The sequence below is a fragment of the Streptomyces nojiriensis genome (assembly GCF_017639205.1).
GTDB classification, from domain to species: domain Bacteria; phylum Actinomycetota; class Actinomycetes; order Streptomycetales; family Streptomycetaceae; genus Streptomyces; species Streptomyces nojiriensis.
In genome coordinates, this window is sequence record NZ_CP071139.1 from 4404218 (window position 1) to 4423044 (window position 18827).

Consider the following 18827-nt stretch of genomic DNA (forward strand, 5'->3'; position numbering starts at 1 on the left):
CGGGCGGCCGCCGCGCCGCCCCCGGGGCCTGCCGTACGGCCCGTCCTTCTGCGGATCGGACCGCACCGTCTCACGATCCGGCCACCACCACGTTCGTACCGCCCAGCGTGAGGTGCACACCGGCCTCGTCCGAGGTCAGGGACGAGAGCTGGAGCCCGGCCGGCAGGCCGCTGCCGAGATCGCGGTCGAAGTCGGTCCTCTTGCGGATCTCCTTCTCGACCACCGGAACGCCCCCGCCGGGCACCTCGTCGGCGCGCACGCGGACGATCTTCCGGCCCTTTCCGCCCGGTGCGTCCTCCAGGGTGACGGTCGACACCACGCTGTGCGTCAGCACCTTGCCGAGGACGTTCACGGACGCCGTGACCTTCACCTTGCCCGGCGCGCCGCCGTAGGAAAGGGTCGCGCCGGTCTGCGAGGCGGTCGTCAGGTCGGCGTACGTGATGAGGGCGCTGCCCTCGGCCCGGTCGGCGGTGCCGCCGCTGTAGTCACCGTTCAGCTTCACGCCCCGGAAGCTCGCGTCCAGCTCCGACAGCCGCGTCTTGCGGTCCTCGGCGGTGATCTCGACGCCCCGCAGCTTCAGGTCGACCCGGTCGAGGTCGCGGCTGAGCACCTGGGTCAGGAAGGGGAAGCCGTGGACCTCCACCTCCGAGGAACCGGCCAGGCCCTGCCGCGCCTGTATTCGGTCGGCCAGCCGGTTCTCGACGTAACTCGCGGCCCAGCGGTCCACCCCTACGAACAGGGCCCCCAGAACCACTCCGACGATCACAACGACACGCAGGAAACGCACGTTCCCTCCCCCTACTAATCGGTACGTGCGTTCTAGTTGACCATGCCCGTCGTCGGGCAGGGATCAGCTCACCACCCGGCCGATCAGGTACACGGCGGGGGCGGCCGCCGCGAGCGGCAGGGCCACACCGGCCGTCATGTGCACGAACTTCGACGGGTAGTCGTACGCCGCCACGCGCAGCCCGACCAGCGCGCACACCCCGGCGGCGAGGCCGATCAGCGCCCCGCCCGCACCGACCGGGGTCAGCCCGCCGACCGCGATACCGGCACCGGCGGCCGCGGCCAGCGAGACGCCGACCGAGGGGGCGGTGGGCAGCGGCAGCGCGCGGGCGAAGACGGCGACCGCGACGGCGGCCGCGCCGACCGTGGCGGCGGCGGAATCGGCCGCGAGATAGCCGGCGCAGATGATGGCGAGCGCGGCCGAGGCCACCGAGGCCATCAGCCCGTACATCCGCTCGTCGGGATCGGCGTGGCTGCGCAGCTGCAGGACGAGCGTGAGCAGCACCCAGGCGCCGAGGGTCCCGACGATCGCACCGGGTCCGTTGGTGGGGTCGACGGCGAGCACGGCCACGTCGGCGACGACGGCTCCGGCGAAGGCGAGGGCGATGCCCTGGCGGGCGGGCCACATGCCGTTGAGGCGGAACCAGCCGGCCGCCGTGAGGCCCTGCAGGGCGATCAGCGGCAGGAGCAGTGCGTACTGCCCGAGGGCGGCGGCCACGGCGAGCAGCAGCCCGAGGACGGCGGTGAGTATGGCCGACTGCGGACCGGGGTCGATGATCGGCGACCGGCCCTCGGCGCGCGCCTGGGCGGGGTCGACGGCGCGCAGGGTGTTGCCGGCCAGGGTGGGCGGGGACCAGGAGGTGATCTCCAGCGGCTCACCGGTGGCCCCGGCCGGTTCCTCGTCCGGGGCGGACGCCTCCACCACCGGCGGCAAGTACGCGGTCTCCTCGACCGGCGGCGACTGCCGGGGCTGCTGCCGGGGCTGCTGCCGGGGCATGTACTGCCCGTCGTGCTCGGGGCCCGGGTAGGGCGGCAGGTAGGCCGTCTCGGCAGCCTGCGGCCAGCCCTGCCCCGGAGCCGCGGCGGGCGCCGGATCCTGGGACCCGTCCCGGTACCAGCCCTCCGGAGCCACCGCCTGCTGGGGCTGCTGGGGCTGCTGGTCGTGCTCGGGGCCCGGGTAGGGCGGCAGGTAGGCCGTCTCGGCGGCTTGCGGCCAGCCCTGCCCCGGAGCCGCGGCGGGCGCCGGGTCCTGGGACCCGTCCCGGTACCAGCCCTCCGGAGCCACCTGCTGCGGGTACGGCTCCGGGGCCGGGGCCGGGGCGTAGCCGCCGGCGGCGGAGCCGTCCGGCCAGGGGCCCGGGGCGGCCGGGGCCGCCTGCGCCTCGTCGCGGAACCAGCCCTCGGGCGCCGCCGGCTGCCCGGGCACCGCGCCCAGCGGCGGATGGACCGGCTGGTAGCTGGTGTCCCAGGTGTCGGACTGCCAGGTCTGGGTCCCGTACGGGTCCTCCTGCTGCTGGTGCTGCTGGTCCTGCTGGTGCTGCTGCGCGTACTGCCGGCGCTGCTGTTCTTCAGGCGTACTCATCGGCTCCCGCTCACCCGCCCGCGAACGGCGGGAGCACCTCGACGGTGCCCCCCTCGGTCAGCGGGACGGAATCATGCGGGCGCTTGCCCACAGGCTCGTCGTTCACGAGGAAGGAGCAGCGCAGCAGCACCCGGGTCAGCTCACCCGGGTGGCGCTCCCGCACGGCGTCGAGCGCCTCGGCCAGTGTGCGCGCCGAGTACGGCTCCTCCGCCGTCTTGGCCGCGGCCTTGGCCGCCGCCCAGTAGCGGATGGTTCCGGTTGCCACTGCTGCTCCTATCGTCGGCTCTCTACCGTCGGCCTCCATGATGGCCCCTCCCACCGCTGACCCCGGCGTGCCCCGACGCGCCGGGTGTGCGCCGGGGCGGCCGGAGGTACCGCACGGCGGGCCCCCGTTCCGGTGAAACCCGGGCTTACGCAGGGCGGGAGCGTGGCATGAACCACAGAAGTGGAAGCGGAAGAGGCCTCGGCCACGCATCGACGGGTGGGCTATTCTGCTTGGCGAGAGGATCCGGGCAACGTTGCCCCCGGGTCCTTTTGTGCTTTCAGCACGTTGAACGAACCGAGAACAGTGGTATCCATGCGGACCCCAGGGCGCGGGGAGCGCGGGGACGCCGGGCAAGACGTACGAAGCAGTACCACGCATGTCCTCGACGGGACCGAGGAGGAACCGACGTGATGGACCAGCGAACCGTGCACCACCGTCCGACCCGGGCAGGTGGTCGGTCGTGAGCTCTCTCCTGCTGCTCACCAACGCCCTGCAGCCGTCGACCGAGGTGCTGCCCGCCCTCGGCCTGCTGCTGCACAACGTCCGGGTCGCCCCGGCCGAGGGCCCTGCCCTGGTGGACACCCCGGGAGCCGATGTCATCCTCGTGGACGGCCGCCGCGACCTGCCGCAGGTGCGGTCGCTGTGCCAGCTGCTCCGCTCCACCGGACCCGGCTGTCCGCTGATCCTGGTCGTCACCGAGGGCGGCCTGGCGGCCGTCACCGCCGACTGGGGCATCGACGACGTCCTCCTGGACACCGCGGGTCCCGCCGAGGTCGAGGCGCGGCTGCGGCTGGCCACCGGCCGTCAGCAGCTGGGCTCGGACGACTCCCCGATGGAGATCCGCAACGGCGACCTGTCGGTGGACGAGGCCACGTACTCCGCCAAGCTCAAGGGGCGGGTGCTGGACCTCACCTTCAAGGAGTTCGAGCTGCTCAAGTACCTCGCCCAGCACCCGGGCCGGGTCTTCACCCGCGCCCAGCTGCTGCAGGAGGTGTGGGGCTACGACTACTTCGGCGGCACCCGGACCGTCGACGTGCACGTACGGCGGCTGCGCGCCAAGCTCGGCCCCGAGCACGAGTCCCTGATCGGCACGGTCCGCAACGTCGGCTACCGCTTCGTCACGCCGGAGAAGGTCGAGCGGGCGGCGGCGGAGGCCGCGGCCCAGGCGGCGGCCAAGGCCGCCGCGCAGACGGCCTCGCAGGCGGCCGCACCGGCTGCCGCGCAGTCGGCTCCGGCCGTCACCTGATCGGCCCAGACGGTGTGAGCATCCACTCGGCAGGACGCCCTGCCCAGAGGTAGGTCACCCCGCGTAGACTGCCGCGCGTGGCCAAGGTGACGCGGGATGACGTTGCACGACTTGCGGGTACGTCGACCGCCGTCGTGAGCTACGTCATCAACAACGGACCCCGGCCGGTCGCCCCGGCCACGCGCGAGCGTGTCCTCGCCGCGATCAAGGAGCTGGGCTACCGCCCGGACCGGGTCGCCCAGGCGATGGCCTCGCGGCGCACCGACCTCATAGGCATGATCGTCCCGGACGCCCGGCAGCCGTTCTTCGCGGAGATGGCGCACGCGGTCGAGCAGGCCGCAGCCGAGCGCGGAAAGATGGTGCTGGTCGGCAACTCCGACTACCGCACCGAGCGCGAGGTCCACTACCTGCGGGCCTTCCTCGGCATGCGGGTGTCGGGGCTGATCCTGGTCAGCCAGGGCATGAGCGAGCAGGCCGCGTCGGAGATCGAGGCCTGGGACGCGCGGGTGGTCCTCCTCCACGAGCGCCCCGAGGCGATAGACGACGTCGCCGTCGTCACCGACGACATCGGCGGCGCCCAGCTCGCCACCCGCCACCTGCTGGAGCACGGGCACGAGTACGTGGCCTGCATCGGCGGCATCGAGAACACCCCGTCCGTCGGCGACCCGGTCGCCGACCACGTCGAGGGCTGGCGCCGGGCCATGCAGGAGGCCGGCCGCTCGATCGAGGGCCGGCTCATCGAAGCCCCGTACAACCGCTACGACGCGTACACGGTCGCCCTGGAGGTCCTGGCGCGGCCCGACCGGCCGACGGCCATCTTCTGCGCCACGGACGACCAGGCGATCGGTGTGCTGCGCGCCGCACGCGAGCTGCGCATCGACGTGCCCGGGGATCTGGCCGTCGCGGGCTTCGACGACGTCAAGGAAGCCGCCCTCACCGACCCGCCGCTGACCACGATCGCCTCGGACCGCCCGGCGATGGCCCGCGCGGCCGTGGACCTGGTCCTGGACGACGGCCTGCGCGTGGCCGGCTCCCGACGGGAACGCCTGAAGCAGTTCCCGTCGGCGCTGGTGGTCCGCCGGTCCTGCGGCTGCCGCTGAGCGCGGGTCACGCGTCCAGCGTGCACGGCATCAGCAGGGAGAAGGCGTCCTCGGTGCCGGCGCGCAGGAGCACCAGCGGGGCCTTGGGGCCGACGTACTCCAGCAGCATGTCGTCGCCCACGGCGAGCGCGTCGAGGAGGAAGGCGGGGTTGACCCCGACCCGGTCCCCGGCGGAGGCGGCGCCGCTCCCGTAGGTGTCGTCGGCGTCGGCGACGGCCACGGTGTCCGTCAGGACGAGGGCGCACCTTTCGCCGCCCTGCCCGGCCAGGGCCTGCCGCAGCGCCGGCACGTCCAGCGGGATGCGGCGGCCCTCGGGGAGCCGCATCAGGCGGCGGTGGTCGGGGAACTCCTCGCCCAGGCCCTGCCCGGCGACCCGGCGGCCCTGCGTCTCCAGCTCGACCGCGTCCCCGTCCACGGTGAGCAGGGCCGGGCCGTCGTCGGTCAGCAGGGCCCGCATGGCGTCCACGAGCGGGGCGGGCACGGTCAGCTGGACCCGCTCGCCGCCGTGGCCGGTGGTGGACGCCCGGGCCACGGCCATCCGGTAGCGGTCGGTGGCCACGACGTGCAGGTCCGCCCCCTCCACGTCGAAGTGGATCCCACCGAGCACCGGCAGCTCGGGATCGGTCCCGACGGCGAAGCGTACGGAGTCCAGCGCGGCCGCGAACTGCGTGGCGGGCACGGTCAGCCGGGCGGTGCGGGTGGTGGTGGTCATGGTGCTCTCCTTGTGTCCGAGGCGTGCGCGTACCGCGGAGAGCGCGCCGCGCGCGTCGGCGAGCTCGCGTTCGAGCCGTCGCAGGTGCCCGTCCAGCAGCCGGGGCACCAGGCCGGTGTCCCCGCCGGACCAGGCCGCCAGGACCAGCCGGATGTCCGCGAGCGGCATCCCCGCCTGCCGGAGCCGGGCCAGCAGCCGGGCCTCGTCGAGCTGTTCGGGCGCGTACCAGCGGTATCCGGTCGCCGGGTCCACCCGGGCGGGCGGCAGGACGCCCGCCCGGTCGTAGAAGCGCAGCGCGCTCACGCCCAGCCCGCTGTCGCGGCCCATCTCGCCAATGCTGTGCATCTCGCTCTCCACGCTTGTGACTCTGGGACCTCCACCAGGTCGAGGGTCAAGGCCGGTTCTCATGTCGGTCGCGGGCGGTTCTGTCGGGCTTCTCAGGCCCGACTCAGGAAGCTCTCATGATCCGCGGTCAGAGTCGGTGCCATGACCGACAGCTTTCGCCGCGAAGGCGAGTACCCGCAGGAGAACAGCCCGGCCCAGCACGCGCCGTTCGGCGAGGACTGGCAGCGCGGGCACGACAGGCTGACGCAGGAGGCCGGAGCCGGGGCCGGGACCGGGACCGGAGCGGGGGCCGGGGCCTACCCGCCGCCGCCCCCGTACCCGCCGGCCGCGCCCGGCTGGCACGAGGCGCACCTGCCGCCGGTCATCCGGGGCGAGACGGTCCCGGCGTCCGCGGCCGCGGACGGCGGCGGCGGCGGGGGCGAGGGGAGCGGCGAGGGCGGCGGCCCCGGCCGGCCCGCCCACGCCGCGGCGCCCGCACCCCGTGCCAAGCGGCCGGTCGCGCTGCTGGCCGCCGTCGCGCTCGCCGCGGCCCTGGTCGGCGGCGGCACGGCGGCAGCCGTCCAGCAGCTGATGGACCGGCAGGCCGGCAGCACCGGCGGGGTCAACGGCACCAACGTCTCGCAGTCCAGCTCCGGCACCGTCGCCGGAGTCGCCGAGCAGGTCAGCCCCTCGGTCGTCCGGATCGACGTCCGCACCGGCTCCGGCCAGGGGACCGGCTCCGGCATCGTCCTCAGCGCCGACGGCGAGATCGTCACCAACAACCACGTGGTGAGCGGCGCCGCCCAGGTCCAGGTGACGATGAGCGACGGCAAGAAGTACCCGGCCAAGATCGTGGGCACCGACCCCGACAAGGACCTGGCCCTGATCAAGCTCCAGGGCGCCTCCGGGCTCAAGCCCGCCGCCCTCGGCGACTCCGGCGGCGTCAAGGTCGGTGACCAGGTCGTCGCCATCGGCTCGCCCGACGGCCTCACCGGCACCGTCACCAGCGGCATCGTCTCCGCGCTGAACCGCGAGGTGAAGGTGCCCAAGTCCGAGCAGCAGTCACCGCAGGGCCGGCAGCAGGGCGAGGACAGCTGGCCGTTCTCCTTCGGCGGCCGCCAGTTCAACGGGGACACCGGCTCCGACACCACCTCGTACAAGGCCCTCCAGACGGACGCCTCCCTCAACCCCGGCAACTCCGGCGGCGCCCTCGTCGACATGAACGGCCGGATCGTGGGCATGCCGTCGGCGATCTACTCCCCCGCCTCCGGCAACTCCGCCGCCGGCAGCGTCGGCCTCGGCTTCGCGATCCCCGTCGACACGATCAAGGCCGACCTGGACTCCCTGCGCAAGGGCGGCCCCGGCGGCGCGGGCTCCTCCGACACGGGCACCGGCTCCGGCTCCGCCGCCAACGGCTTCGGCACCAGCTTCTGACCCGCCCGTGCGAGGCTGGAGGCGCCGTCACGTGCCGCACTCCACGGCCGACCACCACCCCTGGGAGATCCATCCATGAATCCCGCCGAAGGCGAAGCGCGGATCCTCGTCGTCGACGACGAACCGGCCGTACGCGAGGCCCTGCGCCGCAGTCTCGCCTTCGAGGGGTACGCCGTGCAGACCGCCGTCGACGGGCTCGACGCCCTCGACAAGGCGGCCTCGTACGCCCCGGACCTGATCGTCCTGGACATCCAGATGCCCCGGATGGACGGGCTGACGGCCGCCCGCCGGCTGCGGGCCTCCGGCAGCCTCACACCCATCCTGATGCTCACCGCCCGCGACACCGTCGGCGACCGCGTCACCGGCCTCGACGCGGGCGCCGACGACTACCTCGTCAAGCCCTTCGAACTCGACGAGCTCTTCGCCCGCGTCCGCGCCCTGCTGCGCCGCAGCTCCTACGCCGCCGCGCAGGCCCCCGGCGAGAGCCACGAGGACGCCCTGACCTTCGGCGACCTGCGCATGGACCTCGCGACCCGCGAGGTCACCCGGGGCGGGCGGCCGGTGGAGCTGACCCGGACCGAGTTCACGCTGCTGGAGATGTTCCTCGCGCACCCGCGCCAGGTCCTGACCCGCGAGCAGATCCTCAAGACCGTCTGGGGCTTCGACTTCGAACCCAGCTCCAACTCCCTGGACGTGTACGTGATGTACCTGCGCCGCAAGACGGAGGCCGGCGGCGAGCCGCGCCTGGTCCACACCGTGCGCGGGGTCGGCTACGCGCTGCGCGCCGGCGAGAGCGGGCCGGAGTGAGCCCGGTGGCCAGATTCCGCGCGCTGCCGCTGCGCTCCCGCCTCGCGCTGCTGGTCACGGTGGCGGTGGCGCTCGCCGTCGCGGCCGTGGCGGCGGTGTCCTGGGTGATGGTCCGCACCCAGCTCCGTGCGCAGCTGGACAGCTCGCTGCGCGCCACCGACGCCGCGGCCCAGGCCAACCAGGTCTACGCCAAGCTGCGCTGCATCCCCGGCCCGCCCCTGCCGGAGCAGGCGGCCAACAACCTCAGCGCCCAGGTGCAGATCGTGCTGCAGGACGGCGGCCACTGCTGGGTCGACGGCAACAACACCCTGAAGGTCACCGCGATCGACCTGGAGGTCGCCCAGCGACGCCGCGGCCCCGTCCTCTACGACGCGACCACCACCAGCGGCATCCCCGTCCGCGTCTACACGCAACCCGCCCTCGTGGGCAGTCAGCCCGCCGCACTGACGGTGGCCAAGCCGCTCGCCGACATCGACAAGCCGCTGTCCACCCTGGCCTGGGTGCTGCTCCTGGTCTGCGGCGTCGGAGCGGTCGGCGCGGGCGCGGCCGGCCTGTGGGTGGCCCGTACCGGACTGCGGCCCGTCGACGAGCTGACCGACGCGGTCGAGCACATCGCCCGCACCGAGGACCTGACGGTACGGATCCCCGACGCCGGGGACGACGAGATCGCCCGTCTGTCGCGGTCCTTCAACTCGATGACGGCGGCCCTCGCCTCCTCCCAGGAGCGCCAGGCCCAGCTGATCGCGGACGCCGGGCACGAGCTGCGCACCCCGCTGACCTCGCTGCGCACCAACATCGAGCTGCTCGCGCGCAGCGAGGAGACCGGCCGGGCCATCCCGCCCGACGACCGGCGGGAGCTGCTGGCCTCGGTCAAGGCGCAGATGACGGAGCTGGCCTCGCTGATCGGCGACCTGCAGGAGCTGTCGCGGCCGGACGCCGGAGCGGGCAGCCCGCTCCAGGTGGTCGCCCTGCACGAGATCGCCGGGGCCGCGCTGTCCCGGGTCCGGCTGCGCGGTCCGGAGCTCCGCTTCGACTCGGACCTGCGGCCCTGGTACGTACGGGGCGAGGCGGCCGCGCTGGAGCGGGCGGTGGTCAACGTCCTGGACAACGCGGTGAAGTTCAGCCCGTCGGGCGGCACGGTCGCGGTGACGCTGCGGGCGGGCGAGCTGACCGTACGGGACCACGGTCCGGGCATCCCGGCCGCGGACCTGCCGCACGTCTTCGAGCGGTTCTGGCGGTCCGAGTCGGCCCGCGCCCTGCCCGGCAGCGGGCTGGGCCTGTCGATCGTGGCCCGTACGACGGCGCGCGCGGGCGGCAGCGCCGAGCTGCGGGCGGCGGCGGACGGCGGCCCGGGCACGGAGGCGGTGCTCCGCATCCCGGGGGCGCCGACCCCGCCGCCCTCCGATCCGTCAGTTGTGCCGGATCAGTGAGGCGACCAGGCCGGAGCGGGTGTTCGGGAAGTCCATCGGGACGATGCCGAGCCCGGTCCGGCCGGCCAGCTCCGCGCCGTCGACGAAGGAGTGGACCTGCGGGTTCAGCCGGTCGGAGTTCCAGCGCGGCGGCATGTACGCCGAGGTGCTGACGTAGTTCACGAAGAGCCTGCCGGGCTGCTGGACGGCCTTGCGGAAGTGGTTCTCGATCCGGCCGCGCTTGGCGAAGGGCTCGGTGTTGTAGTCGTCCTGGATGTCGAAGACGTTGCCGTCGCCGTAGCGCAGGCCCGGCAGGCCGCCGTTGTCGGCGAGCAGGACCACCTTCCCGCGGGCCTGTCCGAGGGCGGGCAGGGTGTCGGCGATCCGGAACAGGGGCCGCCAGCCGCGGTGGTCGAGGTAGTCGTCGAAGACGGCGCGGAAGGTGGCGTCGCTCTCCCCGGAGTACTCCTGCTTGACGCGCATCAGGACGGTCTCGCCGGGGTGCGCGGCGAGGAAGTTCCCGCAGGCGACGAGGACGTCCCCGAACATCAGGTCCTGGAAGAAGGCCGCGTGGTGGATGGCGAAGGAGCCGCCCGTGACCCGGCAGCGGACGTCGAGGAAGCGGATGCCGGAGTCGAGCTGCTGGGCGATCGAGGTGTTCTGGCAGGCGACGTAGAGGCCGCCCTTGGTGGCGCCGGAGTCGTGGGTGCCGGGGATGGTCATCCGCTGCAGGGGGGTGGAGTCGCCGAGGCCGGCCATCCAGTCCTGGGTGCCGAGCGTCGCGGCCGAGGCGGGTGCGGTTCCCAGTCCGAGGGCCGCGCCCGCGGCCATTGCTCCGGCCAGGAACGCCCGCCGGTCCATGCCCGCGCCCCTGCCGGCGCCCGTGACCGTGCCCATGCCGATGCCCATGCCCGCCCCTTCGCCGACCCGGTGATGGCCGGATTATGGCGTGCACACGTCAGCTTTACCATCTGTCGGCAGTGGTCATCTTTCGAGCAGCTCGACCATGGAGCGCAGCCCCTGCAGGAGCTCGCCGCCGTCGGGAGCCTGCTCCGGATCGGTCAGGGTCTGCACCATCACCCCGCTGAGCAGCGCGATGTGCATCGAGCCGAGGGACCGCACGTCCGCCTCGGAGACCTCCTCCTGCGGCACCCCGCGCAGGGCCGCGGCCACCATCCGCCGGTTGCGGCGCTGCACCTCGGCGAGGATCGCGAGCAGTTCGGGTGAGGACTGCGCGTGGACGAAGGCCTCGACGGAGGCCAGCCAGAGCCAGCGCGTCTCGCCGAAGTCGCGGATCTTGCGGTCCCAGGTGTCGGCGTAGCGCTCCCCCGCGGTCTCGCCCTCGCCGGTGAGCCGGCCGGACCCGGCGGCCCACTCCTCCATGGCGGCGAACAGGGCCTGGTTGAGGAGGGCCTCCCGGGATCCGAAGTGGTAGCCGATCGCGGCCATGCTCACCCCCGAGGCCGTGGCGACATCGCGCACGGTCGTGCGCAGGTAGCCCTTCTCCTCCAGGCAGCGCCGCGCTCCGGCCAGCAGGTCCTCGCGATTTCCCATGCGGGGATCGTAGCCGCGCCCCGATTTGGGCAAGCGCCCTACACATTCGTATTGCGCGTGCGCCCAAATCCTGGCAGGCTTCAGACACCGGCAGATCGGAAGATCGACGAAACGGGGAGGACGCCATGCAGCGCCACGAGATGAAGATCGACGACCGCACCCTGTCCTACGTGGACTCCGGAGGCACCGGCCGCCCGCTCCTGGCCCTGCACGGCGGCCTGTCCGAGGGCCTCGCCTTCGCCGGGCTCGCCGCGCACCTCGGCGACGCCTGGCGGGTCATCGCCCCCGACCAGCGCGGCCACGGCAGCTCCGACCGGGCCCCCCACTACCGCCGCGAGGGCTACGTCTCCGACGCCGTCGCCCTCCTCGACCACCTCGGCCTGGACGCCCCCGTGGCCCTCCTCGGCTACTCCCTCGGCGGCCTCAACGCCTACCACCTCGCCGCCGCGCACCCCGACCGGATCTCCGCACTCATCGGCGTCGACGCCACCATCGAGATCCGGCCCGCCACCGAGGGCCCCCTCTTCGACTTCCTGCACGCCATGCGGTACACCGCCCCCACCCGCGAGGAACTCCTCGAAGCCGCCGGGCCGGTGGGCGCCCAGTTCGTCGAGCAGGCCCTGCGCCCGCTCCCCTCCGGCGAGGGCTGGCGGCTGCCGTTCCACCCCCAGGACATGCTCGACTCCATCGAGGCCTGCCGGGGCGACCACTGGGACACCTGGCTCGCGAGCACCTGCCCGGCCCTGCTGATCCACGCGGTCCACAGCCAGGTCCTGCGCCAGGACACCGCCGACGCGATGGTCGCGCGCCGCCCCAAGACCTCGTACACCCCCCTGGACGGCGACCACTTCGTGCCCTTCACGGACCCGGACGGCTTCCACACCGCGGTCGGGACGTTCCTGGCCACCCTCTGATCCGCCTGGTCCCCGCGCCACGGGGGTGCCCGGGGAAACGCCGAAGGGGCGGCGGGCCGACCGGCCCACCGCCCCTTCGGGCGCGCTGCGTGCGGGGGGTTACTTGATGACGGTGATGCGGTTCGCCGCCGGCGGGGCGATCGGGGCCTCCGCCGTCGACTTGCCCAGGAAGGCGTTGAACGCCTCCAGGTCGGGCACGCCGACCAGCTTGTTCTTGTGGTCCTTCAGGACGGTGAAGCCGTCACCGCCGCCCGCGAGGAACTCGTTCATCGCGACCCGGTAGGTCTTGGCGGGGTCGATCGCCGCGCCGTTCAGCTTCACCGAGTCCACGACGATGCGGTCCGCGCCCGTCTTCGTCATGTCCAGGGTGTAGGTGAAGCCCTTCGAGACCTGGAGGATCTTCGGGTTCGGGCCGTTGACCGGGCCGGTCACCTGCTGCTGGAGCGCGGTGATCAGCTGCGCGCCCGTCAGGTCCACGATGTTCATCAGGTTGTTGAACGGCTGGACCGTGTAGGACTCGCCGTAGGTCACGACGCCGTCGCCCTCGGCACCCGCGGCCTTGTAGGCCAGGTCGGCACGGATGCCGCCCGGGTTCATGAGGGCGAGCTGCGCGCCGCCCTTGGCTGCCGGGGCCGTGGCTTCCAGCTGCGCGTCGGCGATCAGGTCGCCGAGCGGCTTCTCCGGGGCCTCGGAGCCGCGGCCCGCGATGTCCGCCGAGATGTAGCCCATCGGACGGCCGGCGACCGGGGCCGCGAGCGCGTTCCAGCGGGTGATCAGCTCGGTCATGTCCGGGGCCTTGGGCACGTCCCGGGTGACGGCCTTGGTGACCGGCTTGGGCGCGGAGACCGCGGTGCGGACGATGTCCTTGGTCTGGCGGTCGTACGTCAGCGTGGTGTCCGTGAACGCGCGGCCGTAGGAGGCGGCCGAGGTCACCATGCGCGGGTTGCCGGCCGGGTCGGGGATGTTGCACGCGTACGCCTGGTGCGTGTGGCCGGTGACCAGCGCGTCGACCTTCGGGTCGATGTTCTTCGCGATGTCCACGATGGCGCCCGAGACGCCGGCGCCGGCCCCCGGGACGTTGCAGTCGTAGTTGTACGCGCCGCTGGCGGGCAGGCCGCCCTCGTGGATCAGCGCGACGATCGACTTCACGCCCTGCTTGTCCAGCTCGGCGGCGTACTTGTTGATCGTCTCGACCTCGTCGCCGAACTTGAGGCCCTTGACCCCGTCGGCGGTCACGACGTCCGGAGTGCCCTCCAGGGTGACGCCGATGAAGCCGATCTTCACGTCGCCCTTCTTCCAGATGAAGGTGGGCGACATCAGCGGACGCTTGGTCTTCTCGTCGGTGACGTTCGCGGCGAGGTACTTGAACTCGGTGCCCGTGTACTCCTTGCCGAACTCGAAGCAGCCGTCGACCGGGTGGCAGCCGCCGTACGCCATGCGGCGCAGCTCGGTCTTGCCCTCGTCGAACTCGTGGTTGCCGACGCTGGTGACGTCCAGCTTCAGCTTGTTCAGCGCCTCGACGGTGGGCTCGTCGTGGAAGAGACCGGACAGCATCGGGCTGCCGCCGATCATGTCACCGGCCGCGGCCGTGACGGAGTACTCGTGGCCCTTGCGGGCCTCGCGCAGGCCGGTCGCGAGGTACTCGACACCGCCCGCGGGTATCGCCTTGGTGGTGCCGTCGGCCTGACGCTCGGTCACGGTGCCGGAGGAGCCCTGCGGGGGCTCCAGCGTGCCGTGGAAGTCGTTGAACGACAGCATCTGCACATCGACGGTCCGGCTCTTGGCCGCACCGCCACCACTCGCGGCACCGGCCGGAAGTGCGGCGGCGACCATGGCCCCGGCACCGGCCGTGACGGCGAGGGCGGTGAGGGTCAACCGGCGGGTTCGGCGGTGCCGTTGTGGCGTCGCTGACATTTAGTCCCCTTATGTGACAGCGGTAGAACGTGGGAGGTCCGCCGAAGCCTATGGTCAACGCGCGTAGCTCTACCAGGGGGTAGGGGTATCGCGTTGGTTACGCGCAGAAGAAGGACCGACCTCGCGCCCGCACTCCGCCCGCCACCCGCGGCGGTCGTAGGCTCGTGCCATGACTGACGCAGCAGCGGCCCTGGAGCCGGGACGGCAGATTCAGACCCTCGACGAGCTGACGGAGGAACAGGCGATCGCCGTACTCGACCTGATCGAGGACGCGGCACGCACCGACGGCACCACCGCCGTGTCCGAACAGGGCCGGCTCCAGCTGCGCGGCGGACCGCGCGAGGGGATCCGGCACTTCCTGCTCACCGAAGGCGGCCGGCTCTCCGCATACGGGCAACTGGAGGACACCGACCCGGTGGAGGCCCCGGCCGCCGAACTCGTCGTGCACCCGGCGCTGCGCGGCCGCGGGCACGGGCGGGCCATGGGCACCGCCCTGCTCGCCGCCTCCGGCAAGCGGCTGCGGGTATGGGCGCACGGCGGGAAGTCGGCCGCCCGGCACCTCGCGCAGGTGCTCGGCCTGACCCTCTTCCGCGAGCTGCGCCAGCTGCGCCGGCCGCTGGCCGGCGGGGACCCGCTGCCGGAGCCGGTGCTCCCGCCGGGGGTGACCGTACGGACCTTCGTGCCCGGCGCCGACGACAAGGCCTGGCTCGCGGCGAACGCGGCCGCCTTCGCCCATCACCCGGAGCAGGGCTCGCTGACACAGCGCGACCTGGACGACCGGATCGCGCAGCCGTGGTTCGACCCCGAGGGCTTCTTCCTCGCGGAGCGCGACGGCGAGCTCGTCGGCTTCCACTGGACGAAGGTCCACGCGGCGGAGCAGTTGGGCGAGGTCTACGTGGTCGGCGTCCGCCCCGGCGCCCAGGGCGGCGGCCTCGGCAAGGCCCTCACCGCGATCGGCCTGCGCCACCTGGCGGCCCGGGGCCTGCCGACGGCCATGCTCTACGTGGACGCCGACAACCCGGCGGCCCTGGCCGTATACGAGGCCCTCGGCTTCACCACCCACGAGGTGGACCTGATGTACCGCACGGAAAGCTGAAGCCCCGCCCGGGGGCACCTCCCAGCGGTAGCTGGGGGAGATCGAGGCGCGAGGTCCCGGGCGGAGCCCCGCTCTTTCACGCCCGGGGGCACCTCCCAGCGTTAGCTGGGGGAGATCGAGGCACGGGGTCCGGGGCGGAGCCCCGCTCTTTCAGCCTCGCCGGCAATTGAGGCGCGGGTCCGGGCGGAGCCCGGCGGGGGCCCGGGGGCGGAGCCCCCGCACCGGCGCCGCACCCGCGCGCATGCGGAGCCACCCGCACCGGCGCCGCACCCGCGCACGCGGGGGGCGCACCGGCCCCCGCCACCCCCGCCGGGAGGCGACTCGTGCGCCATCCGGACCCGGGAAGCCACACGCCATTAACCGGGCATTCAGAAGCGCTTGCGACTCTCCCCCAATGCAGCCCCGACTCCGACTGACGGCGAACCCTTCCGACGCGCCTGTCCTGCCGCTTGCGCGGAACAATGGAGTCATGAGCCACCAGCCCAGCGCAGGCCCCACCGAGGTCCCCGCCCAGCACCCGTCTCACACCCCCGGCGCCGCCCCCGGCCGGTCCGTCACCGGAGCCCACGCCCGCATAGGCTCCATCTCGGCGCACCGCCCGCACGTCGACCTGGAGCCCGATCTGGACGCGGATCTGGACGCCTACGAAGACGACAAGGACGGCGACGAGCTCCCGCCGGGACGCTTCCTCGACCGGGAGCGCAGCTGGCTCGCCTTCAACGAACGGGTGCTGGAGCTCGCCGAGGACCCCACCACGCCCCTCCTCGAACGCGCGAACTTCCTGGCGATCTTCGCGAGCAACCTCGACGAGTTCTTCATGGTGCGCGTGGCCGGCCTCAAACGGCGCATCGCGACGGGTGTCGCCACCCGATCGGCCTCGGGCCTGCAGCCCCGCGAGGTGCTGGACCTCATCTGGACGCGCTCGCGCGAGCTCATGGCCCGGCACGCCGCCTGCTTCCAGCAGGACATCTCCCCGGCACTCGCCGAGGAGGGCGTCCACCTCATCCGCTGGCCCGATCTCACCGAGAAGGAGCAGGCCCGCCTCTTCACCCTGTTCCGCAACCAGATCTTCCCGGTGCTGACCCCGCTGGCCGTGGACCCCGCGCACCCCTTCCCGTACATCTCCGGCCTCTCCCTGAACCTGGCCGTGGTCGTACGCAACCCGGTCAGCGGCCACCGCCACTTCGCCCGGGTCAAGGTCCCGCCGCTCCTCTCCCGCTTCCTGGAGGCCTCCCCGCAGCGCTACGTCCCGCTGGAGGACGTCATCGCGGCGCACCTGGAGGAGCTGTTCCCCGGCATGGAGGTGCTCGCGCACCACATGTTCCGGGTCACCCGCAACGAGGACCTGGAGGTCGAGGAGGACGACGCCGAGAACCTGCTCCAGGCCCTGGAGAAGGAGCTCATGCGGCGCCGCTTCGGCCCGCCCGTACGCCTGGAGGTCGAGGAGTCCATCGACCCGGGCGTCCTGGACCTGCTGGTGCAGGAGCTGAAGGTCAACGCCTCCGAGGTCTACCCGCTGCCCGGCCCGCTGGACCTGACCGCCCTCTTCGGGATCGCCTCGCTGGACATCCCGGAGCTGAAGTACCCGAAGTTCGTCGCCGGCACCCACCGCGACCTCGCCGAGGTCGAGTCCGCGTCCGCGCCCGACATCTTCGCCGCCCTGCGCGAGCGGGACGTCCTGCTGCACCACCCGTACGACTCCTTCTCCACCTCGGTGCAGGCCTTCCTGGAGCAGGCCGCCGCCGACCCGGACGTCCTCGCCATCAAGCAGACGCTCTACCGCACCTCCGGCGACTCCCCGATCGTGGACGCCCTGATCGACGCCGCCGACTCCGGCAAGCAGGTCCTCGTACTCGTCGAGATCAAGGCCCGCTTCGACGAGCAGGCCAACATCAAGTGGGCGCGCAAGCTGGAGGAGTCCGGCTGCCACGTCGTCTACGGGCTCGTCGGCCTCAAGACCCACTGCAAGCTGTCGCTCGTCGTCCGCCAGGAGGGCGAGACGCTGCGCCGCTACTCGCACGTGGGCACCGGCAACTACCACCCCAAGACCGCCCGGCTCTACGAGGACCTCGGCCTGCTCACCGCCGACCCTCAGGTCGGCGCGGACCTCTCCGACCTCTTCAACCGGCTGTCCGGCTACTCGCGCCGCGAGACCTACCGCCGGCTGATGGTGGCGCCCCGCTCGCTGCGGGACGGACTGATCGCGCGGATCGACAAGGAGGCCGCCCACCACAAGGCCGGCCGCCCCGCCTACGTCCGGCTCAAGATGAACTCGATCGTCGACGAGGCCCTCATCGACTCGCTCTACCGGGCCTCCCAGGCGGGAGTGCCCGTCGACATCTGGGTGCGCGGCATCTGCGCGGTGCGCCCCGGGGTCCCCGGGCTCTCGGACAACATCCGGGTCCGCTCGATCCTCGGCCGCTTCCTGGAACACTCCCGGGTCTTCGCCTTCGGCAACGGCGGCGAACCCGAGGTGTGGATCGGCAGCGCCGACATGATGCACCGCAACCTCGACCGCCGCATCGAGGCACTGGTCAGGGTCGCCGACCCGGCCCACCGCGCGGCACTGGACCGGATGCTGGAAACCGGGATGTCCGACGCCACCTCCTCCTGGCACCTGGGCCCGGACGGCGAGTGGACCCGGCACAGCACGGACGCGGACGGCCAGCCGCTGCGGCACGTACAGGAGACGCTCATAGACGCCCGGAGGCGCCGGCGTGGCTCAGCCAAACCATGACCCGATTACGGCGACGGCGGACGCAGGTGCCGTACTCGGCGCGTACCTGCGCGCCCAGGCCACCGCTTTCCTCCGCGGGCTGCGCCTGCACGAGGAGAGCGGGGCCGATGCCGCCGAAGGAAGCGACGCGGCGCGCAGCCTGCGGGGGGCTGCGCGCCGCATCAGCGGATCCCTGGCCACCTTCCGGGTGGTGACCGAGTCCTCCTGGGCCGACGGGCTGCGCACCGAGCTGGTGTGGCTGTCCTCGACGCTGGCCGACGAGCACGCGTACGCGGCCCGGCTGACGCGGCTGATGGACGCCCTGCACCGGCTGTCGGGCTCCCCGGAACTGCCTGCGCCGCGCGGCTCGGCCGGCGCGCTGACGGTGGGCTCGGCGCGGGCGGGCGCACTGCTGGAACGGCAGCTGACCCTGGCCCGTACGCGCGCCCACTCGGCCACCCTCCAGGCCCTCGGCTCCTCCCGCTTCCACGCGGTCGCGGACGCGGTGGCGGTGCTGGCATCGGAGGTCCCGCTGGACGCGGTCGCGGCCCGGGGGCGGGTGACGGACGTGCTCGTCCCACTGGCCGCCGTGGCCGAAAACCGCCTGTCGGCGGCGGTCGCGGCGCTGCCCCCGGTCGACGGGGCCCATCCGTACAACGCGGACCACGACGGGCCCTGGCACGAGGTACGCCGCCTGCTGCGGGTCCACCGGTACGCGCGGGAGGCCCTCGGCGAGGACGTGACCCGGCCGGCGGCCGCGGGCGAGGCCCTGGACCGCCACCGTGACGCGGCCGAGGCGGCGACCGCCTCGGCGACGGCGGCCCGCACCCCGCGCATCGCCCCGGCGACGGCCTACGCCCTGGGCGTCCTGCACGCCGACCAGCGCCACGAGGTCGAGGCCGCGCGTCTCGCGTTCCAGCACCTCTGGCTTCCGGAACCCGCGGTCACGCCGCGATAACGTACGGATA

At 73.1% G+C, this 18827-nt stretch carries 16 protein-coding genes; 9 read left to right on the forward strand and 7 right to left on the reverse strand.

Annotated features, from left to right (window positions below; translation table 11 throughout):
- Nucleotides 1–70: 70 nt before the first annotated feature.
- The 3 genes from JYK04_RS20470 to JYK04_RS20480 all read right to left on the reverse strand — a co-directional run bounded on the left by JYK04_RS20470 (nt 71) and on the right by JYK04_RS20480 (nt 2633).
- The gene (locus JYK04_RS20470; protein ID WP_189734871.1) at nt 71–787 is read right to left on the reverse strand and encodes an LmeA family phospholipid-binding protein; all 717 of its coding nucleotides are present in this window, start codon (nt 785–787) and stop codon (nt 71–73) included.
- A 63-nt stretch (nt 788–850) separates the two neighbouring features.
- The gene (locus tag JYK04_RS20475) at nt 851–2368 is read right to left on the reverse strand and encodes a hypothetical protein (protein ID WP_229875067.1); all 1518 of its coding nucleotides are present in this window, start codon (nt 2366–2368) and stop codon (nt 851–853) included.
- Nucleotides 2369–2378: 10 nt separating this feature from the next.
- Nucleotides 2379–2633 (reverse strand): MoaD/ThiS family protein, encoded by a 255-nt coding sequence (locus JYK04_RS20480; RefSeq protein WP_030011762.1) that lies wholly within the window; start codon nt 2631–2633, stop codon nt 2379–2381.
- A gap of 460 nt (nt 2634–3093) precedes the next feature.
- Here JYK04_RS20480 and JYK04_RS20485 point away from each other — a divergent pair, with 460 nt between their 5' ends.
- Together JYK04_RS20485 and JYK04_RS20490 are read left to right on the forward strand one after the other, a co-directional pair.
- Nucleotides 3094–3879, forward strand: coding sequence for a response regulator transcription factor (locus JYK04_RS20485; RefSeq protein WP_189734869.1), 786 nt, complete (start codon nt 3094–3096; stop codon nt 3877–3879).
- A gap of 77 nt (nt 3880–3956) precedes the next feature.
- Nucleotides 3957–4979, forward strand: a complete 1023-nt coding sequence (locus tag JYK04_RS20490; RefSeq protein WP_189734867.1) for a LacI family DNA-binding transcriptional regulator — start codon at nt 3957–3959, stop codon at nt 4977–4979.
- 7 nt (nt 4980–4986) lie between these two features.
- Here the strand turns inward: JYK04_RS20490 and JYK04_RS20495 are convergent, their stop codons facing one another.
- Complete coding sequence (locus JYK04_RS20495; RefSeq protein ID WP_189734865.1) at nt 4987–6036, reverse strand: DNA polymerase III subunit beta family protein; 1050 nt, start codon at nt 6034–6036, stop codon at nt 4987–4989.
- Between the two features lie 141 nt (nt 6037–6177).
- Between JYK04_RS20495 and JYK04_RS20500 the strand changes: the two genes are divergently transcribed.
- The 3 genes from JYK04_RS20500 to JYK04_RS20510 all read left to right on the forward strand — a co-directional run bounded on the left by JYK04_RS20500 (nt 6178) and on the right by JYK04_RS20510 (nt 9686).
- Nucleotides 6178–7449 (forward strand): S1C family serine protease, encoded by a 1272-nt coding sequence (locus JYK04_RS20500; protein ID WP_189734864.1) that lies wholly within the window; start codon nt 6178–6180, stop codon nt 7447–7449.
- A gap of 75 nt (nt 7450–7524) precedes the next feature.
- The gene (locus JYK04_RS20505; protein ID WP_189734862.1) at nt 7525–8256 is read left to right on the forward strand and encodes a response regulator transcription factor; all 732 of its coding nucleotides are present in this window, start codon (nt 7525–7527) and stop codon (nt 8254–8256) included.
- The gene (locus JYK04_RS20510; protein ID WP_373297378.1) at nt 8253–9686 is read left to right on the forward strand and encodes a HAMP domain-containing sensor histidine kinase; all 1434 of its coding nucleotides are present in this window, start codon (nt 8253–8255) and stop codon (nt 9684–9686) included. The genes JYK04_RS20505 and JYK04_RS20510 overlap by 4 nt, the downstream gene beginning before the upstream one ends.
- Here the strand turns inward: JYK04_RS20510 and JYK04_RS20515 are convergent.
- Nucleotides 9666–10574, reverse strand: a complete 909-nt coding sequence (locus JYK04_RS20515) for a phosphatidylinositol-specific phospholipase C (RefSeq protein ID WP_229875066.1) — start codon at nt 10572–10574, stop codon at nt 9666–9668. The genes JYK04_RS20510 and JYK04_RS20515 overlap by 21 nt on opposite strands.
- A 75-nt stretch (nt 10575–10649) precedes the next feature.
- Nucleotides 10650–11219, reverse strand: coding sequence for a TetR/AcrR family transcriptional regulator (locus tag JYK04_RS20520; RefSeq protein ID WP_189734858.1), 570 nt, complete (start codon nt 11217–11219; stop codon nt 10650–10652).
- Between the two features lie 125 nt (nt 11220–11344).
- Between JYK04_RS20520 and JYK04_RS20525 the strand changes: the two genes are divergently transcribed.
- Nucleotides 11345–12133 (forward strand): alpha/beta fold hydrolase, encoded by a 789-nt coding sequence (locus JYK04_RS20525; protein WP_189734856.1) that lies wholly within the window; start codon nt 11345–11347, stop codon nt 12131–12133.
- A gap of 99 nt (nt 12134–12232) precedes the next feature.
- Here the strand turns inward: JYK04_RS20525 and JYK04_RS20530 are convergent, their stop codons facing one another.
- On the reverse strand, nt 12233–14047 hold the full coding sequence (locus JYK04_RS20530) for a bifunctional metallophosphatase/5'-nucleotidase (RefSeq protein WP_189734854.1): 1815 nt from the start codon (nt 14045–14047) through the stop codon (nt 12233–12235).
- A 169-nt stretch (nt 14048–14216) separates the two neighbouring features.
- On the opposite strand from JYK04_RS20530, the gene mshD reads away from it, so the two are divergent.
- The 3 genes from mshD (at nt 14217) to JYK04_RS20545 (ending at nt 18817) form a co-directional block, all read left to right on the forward strand.
- Nucleotides 14217–15143: a mycothiol synthase gene (gene mshD / locus JYK04_RS20535; protein ID WP_189734851.1), complete on the forward strand. Its 927-nt coding sequence runs from the start codon at nt 14217–14219 to the stop codon at nt 15141–15143.
- A gap of 469 nt (nt 15144–15612) precedes the next feature.
- Entirely contained in the window at nt 15613–17880 is a 2268-nt protein-coding gene (locus JYK04_RS20540) for an RNA degradosome polyphosphate kinase (protein WP_189734849.1), read from the forward strand.
- On the forward strand, nt 17861–18817 hold the full coding sequence (locus JYK04_RS20545; RefSeq protein WP_189734847.1) for a CHAD domain-containing protein: 957 nt from the start codon (nt 17861–17863) through the stop codon (nt 18815–18817). Before JYK04_RS20540 ends, JYK04_RS20545 begins: the two co-directional genes overlap by 20 nt.
- Nucleotides 18818–18827 lie beyond the last annotated feature (10 nt).